12 protein-coding genes and 1 pseudogene are annotated in these 19,323 nt (G+C 73.2%); 8 read left to right on the forward strand and 5 right to left on the reverse strand.

From position 1 onward, the window contains the following. Positions 1-69: 69 nt before the first annotated feature. Entirely contained in the window at positions 70-1,434 is a 1,365-nt protein-coding gene (locus BS75_RS13285) for a restriction endonuclease (protein WP_034088362.1), read from the reverse strand. 292 nt (positions 1,435-1,726) lie between these two features. On the opposite strand from BS75_RS13285, the gene BS75_RS13290 reads away from it, so the two are divergent. From BS75_RS13290 to BS75_RS13300, 4 genes are all read left to right on the forward strand, one after another. Further along, a complete protein-coding gene (locus tag BS75_RS13290) occupies positions 1,727-3,772 on the forward strand; it encodes a hypothetical protein (protein ID WP_152645664.1) in 2,046 nt (681 codons plus the stop codon). Between the two features lie 148 nt (positions 3,773-3,920). Next, positions 3,921-4,784, forward strand: coding sequence for a hypothetical protein (locus BS75_RS13295; protein ID WP_034088364.1), 864 nt, complete (start codon positions 3,921-3,923; stop codon positions 4,782-4,784). Between the two features lie 135 nt (positions 4,785-4,919). Continuing rightward, positions 4,920-5,042, forward strand: a complete 123-nt coding sequence (locus BS75_RS51460; protein ID WP_267970418.1) for a hypothetical protein — start codon at positions 4,920-4,922, stop codon at positions 5,040-5,042. A gap of 148 nt (positions 5,043-5,190) precedes the next feature. After that, entirely contained in the window at positions 5,191-6,306 is a 1,116-nt protein-coding gene (locus tag BS75_RS13300) for an oxygenase MpaB family protein (RefSeq protein ID WP_034088365.1), read from the forward strand. Here BS75_RS13300 and BS75_RS46385 read toward each other — a convergent pair whose 3' ends face one another. The 3 genes from BS75_RS46385 to BS75_RS13315 all read right to left on the reverse strand — a co-directional run bounded on the left by BS75_RS46385 (position 6,307) and on the right by BS75_RS13315 (position 11,628). After that, the gene (locus BS75_RS46385) at positions 6,307-10,377 is read right to left on the reverse strand and encodes an ABC transporter ATP-binding protein (RefSeq protein ID WP_081982294.1); all 4,071 of its coding nucleotides are present in this window, start codon (positions 10,375-10,377) and stop codon (positions 6,307-6,309) included. Positions 10,378-10,465: 88 nt separating this feature from the next. Beyond that, on the reverse strand, positions 10,466-10,888 hold the full coding sequence (locus BS75_RS13310; protein ID WP_034088366.1) for a PPOX class F420-dependent oxidoreductase: 423 nt from the start codon (positions 10,886-10,888) through the stop codon (positions 10,466-10,468). A 107-nt stretch (positions 10,889-10,995) separates the two neighbouring features. Beyond that, positions 10,996-11,628, reverse strand: a complete 633-nt coding sequence (locus BS75_RS13315) for an SACE_7040 family transcriptional regulator (protein ID WP_034088367.1) — start codon at positions 11,626-11,628, stop codon at positions 10,996-10,998. Between the two features lie 122 nt (positions 11,629-11,750). Between BS75_RS13315 and BS75_RS13320 the strand changes: the two genes are divergently transcribed. The 4 genes from BS75_RS13320 to BS75_RS13335 all read left to right on the forward strand — a co-directional run bounded on the left by BS75_RS13320 (position 11,751) and on the right by BS75_RS13335 (position 17,948). Then, positions 11,751-13,379, forward strand: a complete 1,629-nt coding sequence (locus BS75_RS13320; protein ID WP_034092979.1) for a carboxyl transferase domain-containing protein — start codon at positions 11,751-11,753, stop codon at positions 13,377-13,379. Positions 13,380-13,492: 113 nt separating this feature from the next. Next, the gene (locus BS75_RS13325; protein WP_034088368.1) at positions 13,493-15,679 is read left to right on the forward strand and encodes an acetyl/propionyl/methylcrotonyl-CoA carboxylase subunit alpha; all 2,187 of its coding nucleotides are present in this window, start codon (positions 13,493-13,495) and stop codon (positions 15,677-15,679) included. Further along, complete coding sequence (locus tag BS75_RS13330) at positions 15,679-16,695, forward strand: hydroxymethylglutaryl-CoA lyase (protein WP_081982295.1); 1,017 nt, start codon at positions 15,679-15,681, stop codon at positions 16,693-16,695. The genes BS75_RS13325 and BS75_RS13330 overlap by 1 nt, the downstream gene beginning before the upstream one ends. A 71-nt stretch (positions 16,696-16,766) precedes the next feature. After that, positions 16,767-17,948 carry an acyl-CoA dehydrogenase family protein gene (locus BS75_RS13335; RefSeq protein WP_034088369.1) on the forward strand — a complete coding sequence of 394 codons (1,182 nt, stop codon included), beginning with the start codon at positions 16,767-16,769 and terminating at the stop codon, positions 17,946-17,948. Positions 17,949-18,028: 80 nt separating this feature from the next. Here BS75_RS13335 and BS75_RS13340 read toward each other — a convergent pair. Beyond that, a pseudogene (locus tag BS75_RS13340) lies at positions 18,029-18,472 on the reverse strand (universal stress protein); the annotation flags it as partial. Positions 18,473-19,323 lie beyond the last annotated feature (851 nt).

Raw genomic sequence — 19,323 nt, forward strand, 5'->3', positions numbered from 1 at the left:
CTCCATCGTGGCCGGTGCCGCGCACCCCCGCCCGCCGGAATGCTCCGGACGGGGCGTCAGCCGCTGCGGTCAGCCGCCGAGGTCCGCGCCCAGGTGGGCGCGGATCAGCGCCCGGAGCTCGCCGCCGTCGATCAGCTTGAGCTCGGGCAGCGAGGCGGCGGCTATCACCGCGTCCGGGTGGAAACTGCCGGTGGTCGCCCAGATCCCGCGCTCGGCGGCCTCCTCCACCACCACCTCGGCCACATTGCGGACCACCTCGGCGCCCACCACCTGCGGTCGGCGGGCCGCGCAGACCACGTACGGGACCTCGGCGAAACGCCGGCCGTCGCCGTGGCCGAGCGCGAGCAGCCCGTCCTGCCCCTGCAGCCGGGTCTCCCACTCGTCCAGGCCCAGGTGTTCGAACAGGTCCGCGATCAACGCGGCGAACTCGGTGGGCGAGAGCTGCTCGGGCGCGGGCGGACCCGCGCTGCCGACCGCGTAGGGCTCGACCGGCTCCGGGACGAACGGGTCGCCGGTGATGCGGCACGGCAGCTGCAGCAGCCGCTCGACCGAGGCGCCGTGGTCGCCGGGCAGCAGCGAGCCGGCGTACAGGTCGGCGCGCCTGGCGTCGATGCTGACCACGCAGCTCTCCCCGGCCTCGGCGGTCACCGCCCGGCCGTTCAGCACGATCCCGTCGAGCCGCGACTCGGTGTCGGCGGCCAGGATCGCGTCCAGCGCGCGCAGCACCAGCCGGGCGACGAGCTGCAGGTAGCGGGCGTGGAAGTGCTCCAGCGGGCGCGGCACCGGCTCGACCCCGCCGTTCAGCACCACCCGGAACTCCAGCGCCGGCGGGACCACCGCCGTGCTCGGGAGCACCAGTTCCACCACCGCGGTCCGGGTCAGCGCGCGGTAGGAGACCCGCGCCGGGACCTCCAGGCCGGGCAGCCGGCCGGCTGCGGCGAGCGCGCGCTCCAGCACCGACTCGACCGCGGCCGGCTCGCCCCGCTCGTAGGCCGCGCGGTAGTCGCCGAGGCGCTCGTTGTACTCGCGCACGGTGCGGGAGCGCCGCTGCTCCTCGCGCTCGTGGGCGAGCCGCGCCTCCTCCGCCTGGCGGCGCAACTCCTTCTCGTTGTGCCGGTATTCACGCAGCGCCCGCTGGTGGTCCAGCCTGGCCGCCGCCAGCTGCTGCTGGTAGGGCCCGCTGAGCAGCGGCTTGCCGGAGGCGCCGACCGGGAGCTGGCCGGGGTCCGGCGCGTAGTCGACCCAGCGCGGCGGCTCGACCAGGGCGTCGGCCGGCAGCGGCCTCGGCTCGTAACTCCGGTGCAGGGCGTCGAAGTCCACGGCGGGCGACGGCTCGGCGGCGAGCCCGAGCAGTTCCTCCAGGCGCTCTTCCGCCTCCTGGGCCACCTCCGTGTACTGCCGCGCGAGGTGGGCCCGGCCACCACCTGCCGTCATCCTGGCTCCCCGTCACCTGATCGCTTCAGAAGGCAAGCATCTCATCAGTAGGGGCTCCACTTCGCCCCCATCGGCCCATCGAAGTGCTCCTGCCACCGGCTCCGGGTGCCCGTCCGCCGATACGCCCAAACCGGACGGAGCCTGGGAGTAGGACGGCAGTCGGGAAACCGCCCCCCGAACGCTCGGTGAACACTCCCTCCGGGTTCTCCCGCAGCGGTCCCGGGCGCGTCAGGATCGCGCCGAACGTTCACCCGGCCTCGAAGAAGCACCCACCCATCTCGAAGGGTTCCCCATGTCTCGTCGTCGTATCGCGACGGCCGCGGCAGTCGGCGTGGTAGCACTCGCCTCCGTCGCAGCAGCCTCCAGCACGGCCCTCGGCGCCACTGCGGTCCAGCCCGCCAACAAGCACGAGCACGGGCACAACACCCTTTCGTACACGGTGTCCACCCCCGTGGTCGACAAGATCAAGAACGGCCCCTGGACCCTGTCCCAGGGCGACGCCTCGGTCGGCGGCCCGACCGTCACCGTCGACGGCGTCACCTACCCGAACGCGGCGGTCGACCCCTCCGGCACCGGCGCGGTCCCGGCCCAGAGCGGCATCACCGGCACGCCGAGCCCGCTCACCGGCTACTGCTCCGTCAGCAACGGCGCCAACCCCTCCTCCGGCACGGTGCTGCGCCAACCCGCGCACACCACGCTCGCCATGCAGCCGTACTACTTCCCCTTCGTGACCAGCAGCGACGGCGGCAAGACGCTCACCGGCTACTTCGACTACCGGCCGAAGGACACGGACGAGGCGGTCGTCTCGGCCACCTCGACCGACCACGGCAAGACCTGGACCTACACCGGCGAGGCGCTGGAGCAGAACTCCGGCCTGTGCGCGAACGGCAACACCAACGACGACGGCCAGGGCCACGCCTTCGTCATGACCGTGCCCGGCTACGGCGGCAACGGTCAGGCCGACAGCGGTAGTTCGGCGCAGATCCTCTACACCCTGAGCCGCCCGCTCGGCGACGCGCCCGGCATCAACCTGATCGTCCACAAGCTCACCCCCAAGGGCGACGACCCGCTGGCCGGCCTGCCCGCCAGCGAGCCGGTCGGCGAGGGCGGCGGCACCGCCGCGACCGCCGCCGTCACCGTCCCGGCCGGCCCGCTCGGCGCCGGGGTGACCGTCAACGTCGGCTCGACCGACAACTTCGAGCAGCCCGGCCACTTCAACGTCGACGGCCACATCGTCGACTGCAACGACGACAACGCCACCGCGACCGCCTTCACCGGCTGCACCACCCGCGACGGCGCCGGTGTGACCATCGCCGCCGGCGACGCCGTGACCGCCGACTCGGTCATCCCGGCCGGCGACCAGCAGACCTCCGGCCTGATCGCCCCCGACGGCATCATCAGCACGATCCCCGACTACAAGGCCGCCCCCAAGGGCAGCGTCGCGGTGCTCTACACCGAGAAGATCGACAACTACTACATCCCGACCACCACGACCGCCGCGGTCACGCTCCCCGCCGCGACCGTCCCGGTGGCCTCCACCTCGGCGCTGCCGCTGACCGACGGCTCGGTCACGGTCAGCCTGGGCACCGTGGCCGGCATCGTCCAGACCACCTGCACCGGCGAGACCGCCACCAGCCTCACCGGCTGCACCGGCGGCACCGGCGCGGTCGCCAAGGGCAGCGACGTCGGCGCCCCCGGCGCGGCGGTCGTCCCCTACGCGACGCTGGCGCTGACCGGCGAGGGCAAGAACAAGCCGAAGAGCCTGTTCGGCAACAACGAGGACCTTGAGATCGTCCGGGTCGCCTACACCTACGACGGCATCCACTTCACCGACCTCGGCCCGATCACCGGCCTGAACGACCCGAACAGCAACAGCACCACCGAGCTCCGCTGGGTCGGCTCGCGCGGCACCGTCATCACCAACCCCGACGGCACCTACGGCCTGTTCCTCTCCGGCGCCTACGCGGCGGACGGCGACAGCGACGCCTTCAACCAGATCTTCTACTCCTCCTCCACCAACGGAGTGAACTGGAGCGCACCGCAGAAGCTACTCGGCACCGACTACACCTTCTCGGCGGAGGCCCAGCAGGCCGCGAACGGCGGCGCTCCGGCCGTCAGCGGCTACTACGCCGGCCGCGTCTACGACCCGACCGTGGTGCAGAACAGCAACGGCACCCTGACCATGGTCTTCGCCGGCTACGGCACCCCGAAGCCGCTGCCGACCACCGGCTCGGTGCTGGGCACCGACCCGAGCTCGCTGTTCACCGTCCCGGCCGCCGAGGCCGCCGACTACCGCACCATCCTCAGCCTCACCCTGCGCCCGTACTGGACCAAGTGACGCCCCGGTAGCACCGACGCGGAGGGCGGTCCGGACCCCTGGTCCGGACCGCCCTCCGCGTCGTCCGGCGTAGCGCCGCCCCGTGCTGGGTAAGTCGGAGGGCAGGTGACTCGGAGCACAACGGCCGGCGACAGGCGGGGGTGACGCGGTGATCGGGGACATGTGGGTCCGGGTGGCCCTGCTGGACCGGCCCGGCTACCTGAGCAACGGCCGGTCCGTCATCGTGACCGAGCCGCAGCTCTACGCCCTGGCCGACGAGGACGACAGCAGCGGCGGCGTGCGGATCCCGCTGGACCGGGCCGAGTGGGAGTCCTGGCGGGCCGCCGCCCGGCGCTACCGACTGGTGCTGGAGGGCGCCGCCGCCGAACTCCAGGCCGCCGAACGGCGCAGCCGCCGCGCGGCCGCGCGGACCCAGTCCGGCGCCCGCCGCCGGGCCGCCGTCGCCGCCGAGGCCGCGTTCGCCGAGGCCGCCGAGCGCTACCCGGTCCGGGTACGGGCGGCCTCGGACGCCTACTGGCCGATCCACTGCGAGATCCAGCGCCGGGTGGAGGCCCAGGCCGGGGCCCGGCGCTGGACCGAGATCCTGGCCCGGTTCGAGGGCGCGGAGCAGGAGCGGCTGTGGGGCCTGGGCCTGGTCGGGAGCGGAGCGGCCAGCTGCGAGGTCCATGTCTTCCGCTGGGACGTGCCGACCGTGCTGCCGGAGCAGGTGGTCTGCTCGGAGCGGCAGTTGACCGCGATGGAGCTGGACCGGGCGCTGCTGTCGCTGCGGGCCGAGTGGCGGGTGCGGCGGGTCCACTGGGCGGCCGAGGCCCGGGCCGCGGTGGAGCGGGAGACCGGCGGGGTGCCCTTCGAGCTCTGGTGGCGGGCGGCGACCACCCGGACCGACGCCCAGGAGAAGGTGATCTCCCCGCGCTCCCCGGCCGGTCCCGGCGGGCTGTCCCGGCCGCGCCGCACCGGCCGCCGCCAGGAGGTGCTGCAGCTCCCGGACGGCGACGGGGAACCGCTGCTCTAGGTAGCGCTGCTCCAGGCGGCACTGCGCGAGGCGCGCGCGGCGCGCCGCCGCGAAGGAGCGGAGCGCCCGCCGCACGGGCCGGAACCCGGCAAGCAGCCGCGGCCACCCCACCGACTCACCCGACAGGGAGCGACGATGAACAAGGTATGGCTGATCACCGGTGCCGGCAGCGGCTTCGGCCGGGCGATCACCGAGGCCGCGGTCCGGGCCGAGGTGACGGCCTGGGAGAAGACGGCCCGCGACACCACCTTCGACTGAACCGCGTCCGTCCCGTCCCGCCCACCCGGCCCAACGCCCCGCGCCCGGGGCCGGGTGGCGTGATAGACCGACAGCGGGGGTCGGCCGCCCGGCGTTCACAGGGAACACGGCAACGGGACACGGAACGGGAACGGAACGAGGACAGCGGATGGTCACCTACGCCGACATGCTCACCCTGAAGCCGCTCGGGGACCCACCCGCGGACCGGGTCGCGGCGGAACTGCTCGACACCGGGCAGGTCGGCGACGTCGAAGCGCTGCTCCGGACCGTCTCCTCGATCGGCCACGACGTCCCCGGGAACACTCCGCAGCTGCTCCGGGACCACCTGGAGGAGACCCGGGGCTTCCCGGAGTGGACCGACCCGGACCGGGTGGCCCACATCTCCGCCTTCTACCGGAAGCACCGGCGCTCGGCCGACATCGTGCTGTGCACCACCGGGCTGGTCGGCACCTACCTGTCGCCGGTGGGGGCGAGGACGCTGCACTCCGCCCACCGGCCGGACCGGCCGCACCGACAGCTGGCGCAGTCGACCGGGCTGTTCCTCGCCATGGGCGAGCCGGACGCCTTCACCAGCCGCTCCGGGCTGATCCCCGCCTGCCAGAAGGTCCGTCTGGTCCACGCCGCGATCCGGCTGCTGCACACCCGTTCGGGCCGGTGGGACAGCGAGCGGGACGGGATGCCGGTCTCACTGCTCCAGACCTACGGCGCGGCCCTGGTCTGCTCGATCGCCACCCTGGACGGCCTCCAGCAGCTGGGCGTGCAGGTCAGCCCGGTCGAGGAGGACGGCTACTACTACGCCTGGCGGCTGATCGGGCACTGGCTGGGCCTGCCCGACCGGCCGGTGCCGCTGCCGGACGGCGTCGGCGAGGCCCGGACGCTGTGGCACGAGGCCAGGGACGGGGGTGAATGGGCGCCCAGCGAGGAGGGGGTGCTGCTGACCCGCAGCTGCACCGAGCTCTACGAGTCCTACCTGCCGCCGGGGTTGAAGGGCATCGTGCCGGCGCTGCTGCGGCAGACCCTGACCGACAGGTTCGCCGACATGGCCGGGCTCCCGCACGCCGTCCACCGGCGCGGCACGCCGCCGGCCGAGTCCGTGGAGGAGCGGCTGCACCACCACTCCTCCACCGGCAGCGGCCACCGCCGGCTCCACCACTACCGCGACCACCAGCTGCTGGAGGCGCTGGGCCATGTCGCGAGGAAGGTCGGCCGCGGCCCGGAACGCTCCCACGAGGGCTCCGAGCCGCAGCTTGCCGACCACTGCTGACTACCGCGCGGCGGCGGACTCCTCCTCGCCGGCGAAGGCCCGCCAGAGCCGGGCGTAGGGGCCGTCCAGCTCCAGCAGTTCGTCGTGCGGGCCGTCCTCGACGATCCGCCCGTGGTCCAGCACCACGACCCGGTCGGCCCGGGCGGCGGTGGTGAGCCGGTGGGCGATCACCACGGTGGTCCGGCGGGTGCCGGCCCGCTGCGACAACCGGTCGGCGGCGCGGTTCACCGCCGCCTCGGTGGCCAGGTCGAGCGCCGCGGTGGCCTCGTCCAGCAGCAGGATGTCGGGGTCGACCAGCTCCGCACGGGCCAGGGCGATCAGCTGCCGCTGGCCGGCCGAGAGGTTGCGTCCCCGCTCGCTCACCTGGTGCAGGTAGCCGCCGTCCAGACCGGCGATCATCTCGTGCGCCCCGACCGCCCTGGCCGCACTCTCGACCTCGGCGTCCGAGGCCTCCTCGCGGCCGTAGGCGATGGCGTCCCTGACCGTGCCGGAGAACAGGTACGCCTCCTGCGGGACCACGCCGAGCCGGTGCCGGTACTCGGCCAGGTCGAGCTCGCGCAGATCCATCCCGTCGACCCGGACCGCGCCGCCGGTCACGTCGTAGAACCGGGCGAGCAGCTTCACCAGCGTCGACTTGCCCGCGCCGGTCTCGCCGACCAGGGCCACGGTCTGCCCGGCGGGGATCCGCAGGTTGATGCCGGTGATCACCTCCGACTTGCGCGCCGGTTCGGCCCCGGCGGCGTCGTGCTCCCCGGCGGCGTCGTGTTTCGCGGCGGTGCCGTTCTTCGCGGCGGCGTTGTTCTTCGCGATCGCGGTGTGGGTGATCGCGTTGTAGGCGAAGTGGACGTCGTCGAACTGGATGTCGCCGCGCAGTCGGCCGACCGGCTTCGGCTCGGCCGCCTCCGGGGTCGACGTGGGCGTGCGCAGCAGGTCGCGGATCCGGCTGAGGCCGACCACGGCCTGCTGGTAGCCGTCGAAGACCTGCGAGAGCTGCTGCACCGGCGAGAAGAACAGGTCGATGTAGAGCAGGTAGGCGACCAGCGCGCCGGTGGTGAACGTCCCGGCGTCGACCCGGTGCGCGCCGACGATCAGCACCAGCGCGGCTGCGACGCTGGAGAGGAACTGCACGAAGGGGAAGTAGAGCGAGATGTAGAGCTGCGCCCTGATCCGGGTGTGCCGGTAGTCGTCGCTGAGGTCGGAGAACCGGGCCCGGTTGCGGTCCTCGCGCAGGAAGGCCTGCACGATGCGCATCCCGGCGACGTTCTCCTGGAGGTCGGCGTTGACCGTGCTGACCTTCTCGCGGGCCAGGTTGTAGCTGGCCGAGGACTTCTTCCGGAACACCAGGGTGGCGATGATCAGCGCCGGCAGCACCGCGAACACGAACAGCGCCAGCTGGACGTCCAGGACCAGCAGCACGATGAAGATCCCGAAGAAGGTCAGCAGGCTGACCACGGCGGTGACCACACCGGTCTGCAGGAAGGAGCTGAGCGCGTCGACGTCGGTGGTCATCCGGGTCATGATCCGGCCGCCGAGCTCGCGCTCGTAGTAGTCCAGGCCCAGCCGCTGGAGGTGCGCGAAGATCTTCACCCGGAGCGAGTAGAGCACCCGCTCGCCGGTGCGCCCACTGATCTGGGTCTCGGCCCACTGCACCGCCCAGTCGCCGAGCACCACCAGCAGCGCGACCACCGAGGCGAAGACGATGGCCGTCTCCGCCTTCTTGTTCACGCCGCTGTCGATGCCGTGCCGGACCAGGATCGGCAGCGCCAGCGAGGCCAGGGCGTCCAGGGTGAGCAGCACCAGGTCAAGACCGAGCGGCAGCCGGAAGGGGGCGAGCATCCGGCGGAGGTTGAACTGCGGCTCCGGCCGCTTGGCCTGCTCCAGGTCGATGTCGGGCACCCCGTTGGCCGGGGGCAGGGCGGCGACCTTGGCCAGCAGGTCCGGGGTGGCCGGCATGCTGCCCATCGCGTTCATCACGCCACCGCCGCCGCCACCGCCGCCACCGCGGCCGCCACCGCCGCGGCCACCGCGCCCGGCGCCGGCGAAGCCGCGGCCACCGGCCCCGCCGAGACCGACGGCACCTGCTGCCGGGGCCGCGCCCGCGGCTGCCGCCGGAGCCTTGCGGACACCGGCGAGGTCGTTGTCCTCGGCGTCGGGGAAGCGCTCCCGGTCCCACAGGGCCGGGGTGATGCCGTGCCCGTCGACCGCCGCCGGGGCGTGCTCGGCCGCGTCGGCCAGCAGCCTGGCGACCGGGTCGGCGGTCCGGACGTCGCCGGCGAGCGCGTCGGGGTCGGTGAGCAGCGAGCGGTAGAGCGAGCAGCGGCTCTCCAGCTCCTCGTGGGTGCCGATGTCCACCAGCCGTCCCGCCTCCATGACCGCGATCCGGTCGGCGAGCAGCAGGGTGGAGCGGCGGTGGGCGATCAGCAGGGTGGTCCGCCCCTGCATGACGGTGCGCAGCGCCTCGTGGATCTCCGCCTCCACCCGGGCGTCCACGGCGGAGGTGGCGTCGTCCAGCAGCAGGATGCGCGGGTCGGTGAGGATGGCGCGGGCGAGGGCGACGCGCTGGCGCTGGCCCCCGGAGAGGGTGAGGCCCTGCTCGCCGACCACGGTGTCGTAGCCCTTGGGCAGTTCCTGGATGAACCCGTCGGCCTGGGCGGCCCGCGCGGCCGCCTCGACCTCGGCCAGGGTGGCGTCGGGACGGCCGTAGGAGATGTTGCTGCGCACCGACTCGGAGAACAGGAAGCTGTCCTCGGGCACGATCCCGATGGCGGCGCGCAGCGAGCGCAGGGTCAGGTCGCGCACGTCGTGGCCGTGCACCCGGACGCTGCCGGAGGTCGCGTCGTAGAAGCGCGGGAGCAGCATCCCGACCGTCGACTTGCCGGAGCCGGAGGCGCCGACCAGCGCCAGGGTCTCCCCCGGGGCCAGCTGCAGGCTGAAGTCCCGGACGACCGGGTCGCTGTGCTCGGAGTAGGCGAAGTCGACGGCGTCGAAGGCCAGGGCCGGCACCCCGTCGGCCTGCTCGATCTCGTTGGCGTCGAGTTCGACGGCGTCCTCGCGCTCGCTGATGACGGGGCGCTGGTCGATCAGCTGGAAGACCCGCTCGACGCTGGCACGGGCCTGCTGGCCCACGGTCATCAGCATGGTCAGCGTCCGGACCGGGGCGGTCATCTGGGCCACGTAGGTGGAGAAGGCGACGAAGGTGCCGAGGGTGACCTCGCCCTGCAGCGCGAGGTAGCCGCCGAGGGCCAGCACCGCGACCTGGCCGAGCGAGGGGATGGCCTGCATGGCGGGGCTGTAGCGGGCGTTCAGCCTGATGCCGCGGAGCCGCAGCGCGAACAGCCGGCGGCTGGTCCGCTCCAGCCGGTCGAGCTCCTGCTCCTCCTGGCCGAAGCCCTTGACCACGCGGACGCCGGAGACCGCGCCGTCCACGACGCCGGCCACGGCGCCGGCCTCCTGCTGGGCGGACCAGGTCGCGGGGAACAGCTTCTTCCGGCTGAGCTGGGCGAACCACCACAGGGCCGGGGCCATGGCGATGGCGATCAGGGTGAGCAGCGGGGAGAGGAAGAGCATGACGACGATGGAGAGCACGAAGAGCAGCACGTTGCCGATCATCATCGGCATCATCGACAGCAGGCCCTGGATCATCTGCAGGTCGGAGGTGGCCCGGCCGACCACCTGGCCGGTGTCCAGCGAGTCCTGCCGGGCGCCGTCGAGCCGGGTGAGCGAGTCGAAGAGGTCCTCGCGCAGATCGTGCTGGACGTCCAGGGCGAGCTTGCCGCCCCAGTAGCGGCGGACCAGGGTCGCGCCGAAGACCAGTGCGGCCGCCCCGATCAGGGCGATCGCCCAGGGGGTGAGCGACCTGGTGTGGGCGGTGATCACGTCGTCGATGATCAGCCGGGGGATCAGCGGCACCAGGGCGCTGACGGCCATGCCGAACAGCGAAGCGCCGAAGGAGACGATGACATTGCGCCGGTAGCGCCAGCAGTAGGAGCTGAGGCGCCGCAGCCAACCGGGCGGTGTGCCGGGTATGGCGTCAGCGTTCTGTTCCGCGCGTGACCTGTGAGCCTTGAGCATAATTAGCCATGCTAACTGTCTCGGGAGTGGGCCGTCTACAGACCTTCCCGCCAACGCGCAACGGGATGCGCGGCGGCGTTCCGTGGACTCAGCGGGCGGAGCCGTAGACCCGCTCCACCGCCAGCCGGATGACGAGGCGTCGGTCGGCGACCATCGCCGCGCGGTACTCGTCCCAGTCGGGGTGCTCCCCGGCGACGGCCCGGTAAACGTCGATCAGCTCCTCGACGGTCGCGTCGTTCGGGTCGGCGGCCACCGGGGTGAGCTCCGCCGTGCCCTCGGCCACGGCGTAGGACCACTGGTCCGTGGAGGTGACGTAGTAGCTGGCGCGCGGGTCCCGGCGGAGGTTGGCCACCTTGGCCCGGTCCGCGGTGGTGGAGATCCGCAGCAGCCGGGTCTCCGGGTCGAAGGTGTGGGTCACATTGGAGAGCTGGGGGCGCCCGTCCCGCTTGAGCGCCACCAGCGCGCCCCCGTGCGACTCGGCGATCAACCGCTCAAGATCCTTGGCTGACATCTGGTCGTCCTCCCACTGGCTCGGTCCCTGGTTGGCTCAGCGCCATCCTGCCCCGTCCTGTTCCCGGGCGCCCCCGAACGCCCCACCGGGACACCGAACTCGGTGGTTCAGGCCGGAGTGGGCCCGGCCGCCGTGGGGCCGGCCGGGGCCGGGGCCGCGGCCGCGGCCAGCGCGCCCAGGGCCAGCCGGTGCAGCAGCGCCGACATGGCCCGGCGGTCGGGCTCCCGGTCGGCGGCGACACTGTGCGGGGTGGAGTTCAGCAGGCCGAACACGGCGTGGACGGCGGCGCGGGCGTCGTCGCCGAGCCCGGGGTAGGTCTGACCGGCGATGCCGACCCACAGCTCGACGTACTGCCGCTGGAGACTGCGGACCTGGCGGCGCTCGACCTCGGGGAGGTGCAGCAGCTCGCGGTCGTGCAGGGTGATCAGCGCGCTCTCGTCCAGGGCGAAGTCGATGTGCCCCTCCAGCAGCGAGTCCAGCGCCGCCGCGGGGTCCGGGGCGGCCTTCACCCGGCGCAGCCCCTCGGTGAGCAGTCGCTCGCTGATGCCGATGAGCAGGTCGGCGAGCATCGCGTCCTTGCCGGCGAAGTGCCGGTAGAGACCGGGCCCGGAGATGCCGACGGCCTTGCCGATCTCGTCCACGCCGACCCCCATGAAGCCGCGCGCGGCGAAGAGCCGGGCCGCCTCACGACGGATCTGGGCCCGACGGGGGCTTTCCACGGGACTCGGCTGGGTCGACATCCCACCATCCTAGACAGCGGGGTTATCGGACGTTAACCTGCGAAGGGCAGTTAACGATGATTAACACACGGCAGGCTCGCTGCGGAACGGCGCAGGAGCACGCAGAGGAGAGCACGGCCATGATGCTCGCTCAGTCCGCGGCGCCCCGGTTGGACACGGCGGTAGACCCCGCCTCCGACACCGGCCGCGCCAACGCCGCCGCCCAGGGCGCGCTCGTCGAAGAACTCCGGGACAGGCTCGCGGCAGCGGCCCAGGGCGGCGGCGAACGGGCCCGCGCCCGGCACACCGCGCGCGGGAAGCTGCTCCCCCGCGAGCGCGTGGACGCCCTGCTCGACCCGGGGTCGCCGTTCCTCGAACTCTCCCCGCTGGCGGCCGAGGGGCTCTACGGCGGGGACGCGCCCGCCGCCGGACTGATCACCGGCGTCGGCCGGGTCGCCGGGCGCGAGGTGGTGGTGGTCGCCAACGACGCCACCGTCAAGGGCGGCACCTACTACCCGATGACGGTGAAGAAGCACCTGCGGGCGCAGGAGATCGCCCAGGAGAACCGGCTCCCCTGCATCTACCTGGTGGACTCGGGCGGCGCCTTCCTGCCGATGCAGGACGAGGTCTTCCCGGACCGGGACCACTTCGGCCGGATCTTCTACAACCAGGCCCGGCTCTCCGCCGCCGGGATCCCGCAGCTGGCGGCGGTCCTCGGCTCCTGCACGGCGGGCGGCGCCTACGTCCCGGCGATGAGCGACCAGACGGTGATCGTCCGCAACCAGGGGACGATCTTCCTCGGCGGGCCGCCGCTGGTGAAGGCCGCCACCGGCGAGGTGGTGACCGCCGAGGAGCTGGGCGGCGGCGAGCTCCACTCCCGCACCTCCGGGGTGACCGACCACCTGGCCGAGAACGACGCCCATGCGCTGGCGATCCTGCGCACCGCCGTGGCCGGACTGGGCCCGCGCAGCCCGAGGCCCTGGCCGGTCGAGCCGACGGAGCCCCCGGCGGTGGACCCGGACACCCTCTACAGCGCGGTGCCCGCGGACCCGCGCACCCCCTACGACGTGCGCGAGGTGATCGCCCGGATCACCGACGGCAGCCGCTTCGCCGAGTTCAAGGCGGAGTACGGCCCGACCCTGGTCACCGGCTTCGCCCGGGTGCACGGCCACCCGGTCGGGATCGTCGCCAACAACGGCATCCTCTTCGCCGAGTCCGCCCTCAAGGGGGCGCACTTCATCGAGCTCTGCGACCAGCGCGGGATCCCGCTGGTGTTCCTGCAGAACATCTCCGGCTTCATGGTCGGCCGCCAGTACGAGGCCGGGGGCATCGCCAAGCACGGGGCCAAGATGGTCACCGCCGTCGCCGGCACCCGGGTGCCCAAGCTGACGGTGGTCATCGGCGGCTCCTACGGCGCGGGCAACTACTCGATGTGCGGTCGGGCCTACTCGCCCCGCTTCCTGTGGATGTGGCCGGGGGCCAAGATCTCGGTGATGGGCGGCGAGCAGGCCGCCTCGGTGCTGGCCACGGTCCGCCGCGACCAGTTCGAACAGCGCGGCGAGAACTGGTCGGCGGAGGACGAGGAGGAGTTCCGCCGCCCCGTGCGCGAGCAGTACGACCGGCAGGGCAACGCCTACTACGCCACCGCCCGGCTCTGGGACGACGGCGTGATCGACCCGCTGGACACCCGCACCGTGCTCGGTCTCGCGCTCAGCGCGTGCGCCAACGCGCCGCTGCCGGACCCCCGCCCCTACGGCGTCTTCCGGATGTGACGGTCCGCCGGATCCGCGCCTCGCCGGTACGACTCACCGGCGGGGCGACTCACCCGATCCGCCGGACCCGCCGTATCCGCAGCTGAATGTGAATGTGACGGAGGCTCACCCCCATGTTCGACAGTGTCCTGATCGCCAATCGCGGCGAGATCGCGGTCCGGGTCGCGCGCACCCTGCGCCGGATGGGCGTGCGCTCCGTGGCCGTGCACAGCGGCGTGGACGCCGGAGCGCCGCATGTGCGCGCCGCCGACACCGCCGTCCTGCTCGGCCCGGCCGACGGCGCGGCGGCGGCGACCAGCTACCTGGACATCGGGCAGCTGCTGGCGGCAGCCGCCCGGACCGGCGCCCAGGCCGTCCACCCGGGCTACGGCTTCCTCGCCGAGAACGCCGCCCTCGCCCGCGCCTGCGCCGACGCCGGCCTGGTCTTCATCGGTCCCCCGCCCTCCGCGATCGAACTGATGGGTGACAAGATCCATGCCAAGGCCGCAGTGCAGGCGGCCGGCGTGCCGGTCGTTCCCGGCAGCGAGGGCGACCGCCTCAGCGACGAGCAACTGCTCGCGGCAGCACAGGACATCGGCCTGCCGGTGCTGCTCAAGCCCTCCGCCGGAGGCGGCGGCAAGGGCATGCGGCTGGTCCGCGACGCGGCCCGGCTGCCCGAGGAGATCGCCGCCGCCCGCCGGGAGGCCAGAGCCTCCTTCGGCGACGACACCCTCCTGGTGGAACGGTGGATCGACCGCCCCCGCCACATCGAGATCCAGCTGCTCGCCGACGCCCACGGCACCGTCGTCCACCTCGGCGAGCGGGAGTGCAGCCTGCAACGGCGGCACCAGAAGCTCATCGAGGAGGCGCCCTCCCCGCTGCTCACCCCGGAGATCCGGGCGGCGATGGGGCAGGCCGCCGTCCAGGCCGCGGAGTCCTGCGGCTACACCGGCGCAGGCACGGTCGAGTTCATCGTTCCCGGCGACTCCCCCTCCTCCTACTACTTCATGGAGATGAACACCCGGCTGCAGGTGGAGCACCCGGTCACCGAGCTCACCGCCACCGTCGACGGCCACCGGCTCGACCTGGTCGAGCAGCAGCTGCGCATCGCCGCCGGCGAGCCGCTGGGCTTCCGGCAGCAGGACGTCGGCAGCCAGGGACACGCCGTCGAGGCCCGGATCTGCGCCGAGGACCCCGGGCGGGGATTCCTGCCGACCGGAGGCCGGGTACTGCTGCTGCACGAGCCCGAGGGCGAGGGGATCCGGGTCGACTCCGGGCTGGCCCCCGGCCTGCTGGTCGGCAGCGACTACGACCCCATGCTGTCCAAGGTGATCGCGTACGGCCCCGACCGGCCGACCGCGCTGCGAAGGCTGCGCGCCGCCCTCGCCGAGAACTGCACCCTCGGGGTCACCACCAACGCCGGCTACCTGCGCCGACTGCTCGCCCATCCGGACGTCGTCGCGGGTCGCCTCGACACCGGCCTGGTCGAGCGCCACCCCGAACTGACCGTACCGGCGCCCACCGACAACCGGCCGCTGCCCACCGACGGCACCACGGCCGCCGACGGCACCGTGCCCGCCGCCGAGCCGGCCCCCGCCGACCCCACCGCGGACGAGGCGCTCGCCGCCGCCGCGCTGGCCCGGCAGCTCGACCTCGGCGCGGGTACGGACGGCGGCGAGGACGGCTGGGCCGACCCCTTCGCCCTGCCCTCGGGCTGGCGGACCGGCGGGCAGCCCGCCTGGACCCACCACTGGCTGCGGCTCCCCGGCCAGGAACCGGTCGACGTCAGGACCCGCCCGCTGTCGCCCCGCACCGTCCTCGACCCCGCGGACCGTCAGGCCGACGGCGGGACCGGCTTCGAGGTCGCCGTCGGCGGCGCGCAGCCGGCCGCCGTGCACGTCCGCAGCAGCGGGGACCGGCTGAGCGTCACCCGGGACGGCCTCACCCGTACCTTCTCGCACGCCACCGACGGCCGGGCGGCCGACGGCCGGTCGGCGGCCGTGCACTGGCTGGGCCGTGACGGCGACAGCTGGGCCGTCCACCCGCACGACCCGCTGGCCGACCTCGCCCTGGGCACCGGCGGCGCCCGGGGCGCCACCCTGAACGCCCCCATGCCCGGCACGGTCACCCTGGTCAAGGGCGTGCTGGGCGAGGTGGTGACGAAGGGTCAACCACTGCTCGTACTGGAGGCCATGAAGATGGAGCACGTCATCACCGCACCCCACGACGGCGTCCTCGACCAGTTGCGGGTGACCGCGGGCAGCACCGTCGCCATGGACGAGCTGCTCGCCGTGGTCACCCCGCACGAGGAGGTCTCCTGATGGCCCCGACCGACTCCGCCGTCCCTCCGTCCGCTGCCGCCGAACCGGGCGTCCTGGACCTCGGCCTGCCCGCACCGGTCCCGCTCCCCGGGCTGCCGCGCAGCGTCCGGATCCACGAGGTGGGCGCCCGCGACGGGCTGCAGAACGAGGCGACCGCCCTGCCGGTCGAGGTCAAGGCCGAGTTCATCGCCCGGCTCGCCGCCGCCGGGCTGCGGACGATCGAGGCCACCAGCTTCGTCCACCCCAAGTGGGTGCCCCAACTAGCGGATGCAGAACAGCTGTTCCCCCTGGTCTCCGGGCTCTCCGAGCAGTACTCCGGGCTGCGGCTGCCGGTCCTGGTCCCCAACGAGCGCGGGCTCGACCGGGCCCTCGCCCACGGTGTGGCCGACATCGCGGTCTTCGCCAGCGCCACCGAGAGCTTCGCCGAGCGGAACCTGGGCCGGGGCGTCGAGGCCTCGATGGAGATGTTCGCGCCGGTGGTGCAGCGGGCGCGGGCGGCCGGGATCCGGGTCCGCGGCTATCTGTCGATGTGCTTCGGCGACCCCTGGGAGGGGCCGGTGCCGGCCGCCCAGGTGATCGGCATCGGCCGGCGGCTGCTGGAGCTCGGCTGCGAGGAGCTCAGCCTCGGCGACACCATCGGCACCGGCACCCCGGGCCAGGTGGCGGCGCTGCTCGGCGGCTTCGCCGCCGCCGGCGTGGGGCCGGAGCGCCTGGCCGTGCACTTCCACGACACCTACGGCCAGGCCCTGGCCAACACCCTGGCCGCCCTCCAGTGCGGGGTCGCCACCGTCGACGCCTCGGCCGGCGGCCTCGGCGGCTGCCCCTACGCCAAGAGCGCCACCGGCAATCTGGCGACCGAGGACCTGGTCTGGATGCTGCACGGCCTGGGCATCGAGACCGGCGTCGACCTGCCCGCCCTGGCCGCGACCAGTCGGTGGCTCGCCGACCGGCTCGGCCGTCCCAGCCCCTCCCGTGCTGTCCGCGCCCTGACCGGGAGCGGCAGCCAGCAGCAGTAGGCAGCAGCTGTCGGCCCGCGGCCACCCGCCGCGCGCCGCACGAGCGTCCTCCCCACCCTCCAGGAGTCTCCATGCTCGACCACCGCCTCGCCCCCGAGTACGAGGATCTGCGGCGCACCGTCGCCGAGTTCGCCCACGACGTCGTCGCCCCCAAGATCGGGGAGTACTACGAGCACGACGAGTTCCCCTACGAGATCATCGCCGAGATGGGACGGATGGGCCTGTTCGGCCTGCCCTTCCCCGAGGAGTACGGCGGCATGGGCGGCGACTACCTGGCGCTCTGCCTGGTGCTGGAGGAGCTCGCGCGAGTGGACTCCTCGGTGGCCATCACCCTGGAGGCGGCGGTCTCGCTCGGGGCCATGCCGATCCACCGCTACGGCACCGAGGAGCAGAAGCGCACCTGGCTGCCCCGGCTGTGCTCCGGCGAGATGCTGGGCGCCTTCGGGCTGACCGAGCCGGAGGGCGGCTCGGACGCCGGGGCGACCCGGACCACCGCCCGCTACGACGAGGCCACCGACGAGTGGGTCATCAACGGCTCGAAGTGCTTCATCACCAACGCCGGGACCGAGATCACCGGGCTGGTCACCGTCGCCGCCCTCACCCTTTCGAAGGAAGAGGGGGCCGAGGGCTCGCCGACCCGGGAGATCTCCACCATCATCGTGCCCAGCGGAACCCCGGGGTTCACCGCCTCGAAGAAGTACTCGAAGGTCGGCTGGAACGCCTCGGACACCCGGGAGCTCTCCTTCACCGACTGCCGCGTCCCGGCCGCCAACCTCCTCGGTGAGGCAGGCCGCGGCTACGCCCAGTTCCTCAGGATCCTCGACGAGGGCCGTATCGCGATCGCGGCCCTGGCCACCGGCCTGGCCCAGGGGTGCGTCGACGAGTCGTTGGGCTACGCCGCCCAGCGGCGGGCCTTCGGCAGGCCGATCGGCGCCAACCAGGCCATCCAGTTCAAGATCGCCGACATGGAGATGCGGGCCCACACCTCCCGGCTGGCCTGGTACCACGCCGCCTCCCGGCTGCAGGCGGGAGAGCGCTTCAAGAAGGAGGCCGCGATCGCCAAGCTCCACTCCTCCGAGGCGGCCGTCACCAACGCCCGCGAGGCCACCCAGATCCACGGCGGCTACGGATTCATGAACGAGTACCCCGTCGCCCGGATGTGGCGCGACAGCAAGATCCTGGAAATCGGCGAGGGCACCTCGGAGGTGCAGCGGATGCTCATCGCCCGCGAGTTGGGCATGACCTACAGCTGACTCCGCCGCCCGCCACCGAGCCGCCCCCCATCGAGCCGCGCAGCGGGCTCAGGGGGGCTCAGGGGGCTCAGGTCAGGGGCTCAGGGGATCACTACGACCGGTCGGTTGGCGCGCCGCGCCAGCCGGCCGGCCACCGAACCGAAGATCCGGCCGAGGAGCCCGTGGGTGCCGCCGACGACGATCGCGTCGGCCGCGTACTCACGGGCGACCTCCTCCAGCTCGTGGCAGATGTCGCCGCCGCGCTCCACCAGCACCCAGGGCACGTCCCGCAGATAGTCCGAACACGCCAGTTCGAGGCCGAGCACCTCGGTCCGGTGGTCCGGGACGTCCACGAAGACAGGCGGCTCGCAGCCCGCCCAGACCGTGGCCGGCAGCCTGTTCGCCACATGGACGATCACCAGGCCGGCCCGGGAGCGCCGGGCCATGCCGACGGCGTACGCCAGCGCCCTCTCACTGGAGACCGAGCCGTCGAATCCGACGACGACGCCGTGGAGGAACGCCGGGTCACAGGGGCGCACTCCCTGCGACTGGACTTCAAAACTGGGCATGGATGGATGGATTCCCGTCAGGGGCTCGGGCGGGGGCTTGTGCGGATGCTGGTGCGGGGAGTCGGGCGACGCGTTCTCGCCACGACTGGGCACTGGGCCCGGTGAGCCGAGGGGGGACTTCCACAACTTGGATTTGGGCCTGGGCAGACGCGGCTTCGGCCGCTCCGTGGGGTGAGCCACGGACCTGCCGTCACTGGGCTCTGGAAGCTCGTAACCGGCCATGGTCATGGTCGTTTCGGCGAGGTGGGATATGGACTGATATGCATGGTCACGACCCGCAGCACGTTGGACCGGGGGCGCCTCCACTGCGCTCTGCCCCGTTTCCGAAGCAGGCCGAGTGTCGGCTTGCGTGACCTCTTCCCTCCAGGGTACGGCGACAATCTGTCCGCGCCCAGATGCGGAGCGCAAGGAGCTCACGGTTACCACGAATGGCGGTCGCGTACGCCGGAGCGCCCGGGGCGTGCATGGAGCATGCCGCAGCAACGGCACATTCGCAACGGTGCCCGCAGACCGTTCGCACGGGTGCGGCCTCCGTCGCCCGGCGGGAACCGCCGCACCGGCAACGGCCGCACCGGGTACGGGCACCGGGGCGGAGGATCCGGCGCGCCCTCCCGGCCGCCCGAGCGGCCTCCACCGCCCCCAGCGGGGCCCTGCGCCTTCCCCGGGGCCCTGCGCCTCCCCCGGCGGGGCGCTGCGCCTGCCAGGGGCCCCGGCCACCCCTGCCCGACCCCCGGCGGCCGCAGCGGACCCGGCAGTCCGCCCGCCGGCATCGCGCCACGACCCACAGCCGCGCCCGATCCGGCAGGCCAGTTTCGGCCAGTATGGGT

The sequence above is a fragment of the Streptacidiphilus albus JL83 genome (assembly GCF_000744705.1).
Taxonomy (GTDB): domain Bacteria; phylum Actinomycetota; class Actinomycetes; order Streptomycetales; family Streptomycetaceae; genus Streptacidiphilus; species Streptacidiphilus albus.

Excerpts from the sequence above, each read along its gene's own strand:
- BS75_RS13285 (WP_034088362.1), bottom strand. The coding sequence starts at position 1,434 with ATGACGGCAGGTGGTGGCCGGGCCCACCTCGCGCGGCAGTACACGGAG.
- BS75_RS13290 (WP_152645664.1), top strand. The coding sequence starts at position 1,727 with ATGTCTCGTCGTCGTATCGCGACGGCCGCGGCAGTCGGCGTGGTAGCA.
- BS75_RS51460 (WP_267970418.1), top strand. The coding sequence starts at position 4,920 with ATGAACAAGGTATGGCTGATCACCGGTGCCGGCAGCGGCTTCGGCCGG.
- BS75_RS13300 (WP_034088365.1), top strand. The coding sequence starts at position 5,191 with ATGGTCACCTACGCCGACATGCTCACCCTGAAGCCGCTCGGGGACCCA.
- BS75_RS46385 (WP_081982294.1), bottom strand. The coding sequence starts at position 10,377 with ATGCTCAAGGCTCACAGGTCACGCGCGGAACAGAACGCTGACGCCATA.
- BS75_RS13310 (WP_034088366.1), bottom strand. The coding sequence starts at position 10,888 with ATGTCAGCCAAGGATCTTGAGCGGTTGATCGCCGAGTCGCACGGGGGC.
- BS75_RS13315 (WP_034088367.1), bottom strand. The coding sequence starts at position 11,628 with ATGTCGACCCAGCCGAGTCCCGTGGAAAGCCCCCGTCGGGCCCAGATC.
- BS75_RS13320 (WP_034092979.1), top strand. The coding sequence starts at position 11,751 with ATGCTCGCTCAGTCCGCGGCGCCCCGGTTGGACACGGCGGTAGACCCC.
- BS75_RS13325 (WP_034088368.1), top strand. The coding sequence starts at position 13,493 with ATGTTCGACAGTGTCCTGATCGCCAATCGCGGCGAGATCGCGGTCCGG.
- BS75_RS13330 (WP_081982295.1), top strand. The coding sequence starts at position 15,679 with ATGGCCCCGACCGACTCCGCCGTCCCTCCGTCCGCTGCCGCCGAACCG.
- BS75_RS13335 (WP_034088369.1), top strand. The coding sequence starts at position 16,767 with ATGCTCGACCACCGCCTCGCCCCCGAGTACGAGGATCTGCGGCGCACC.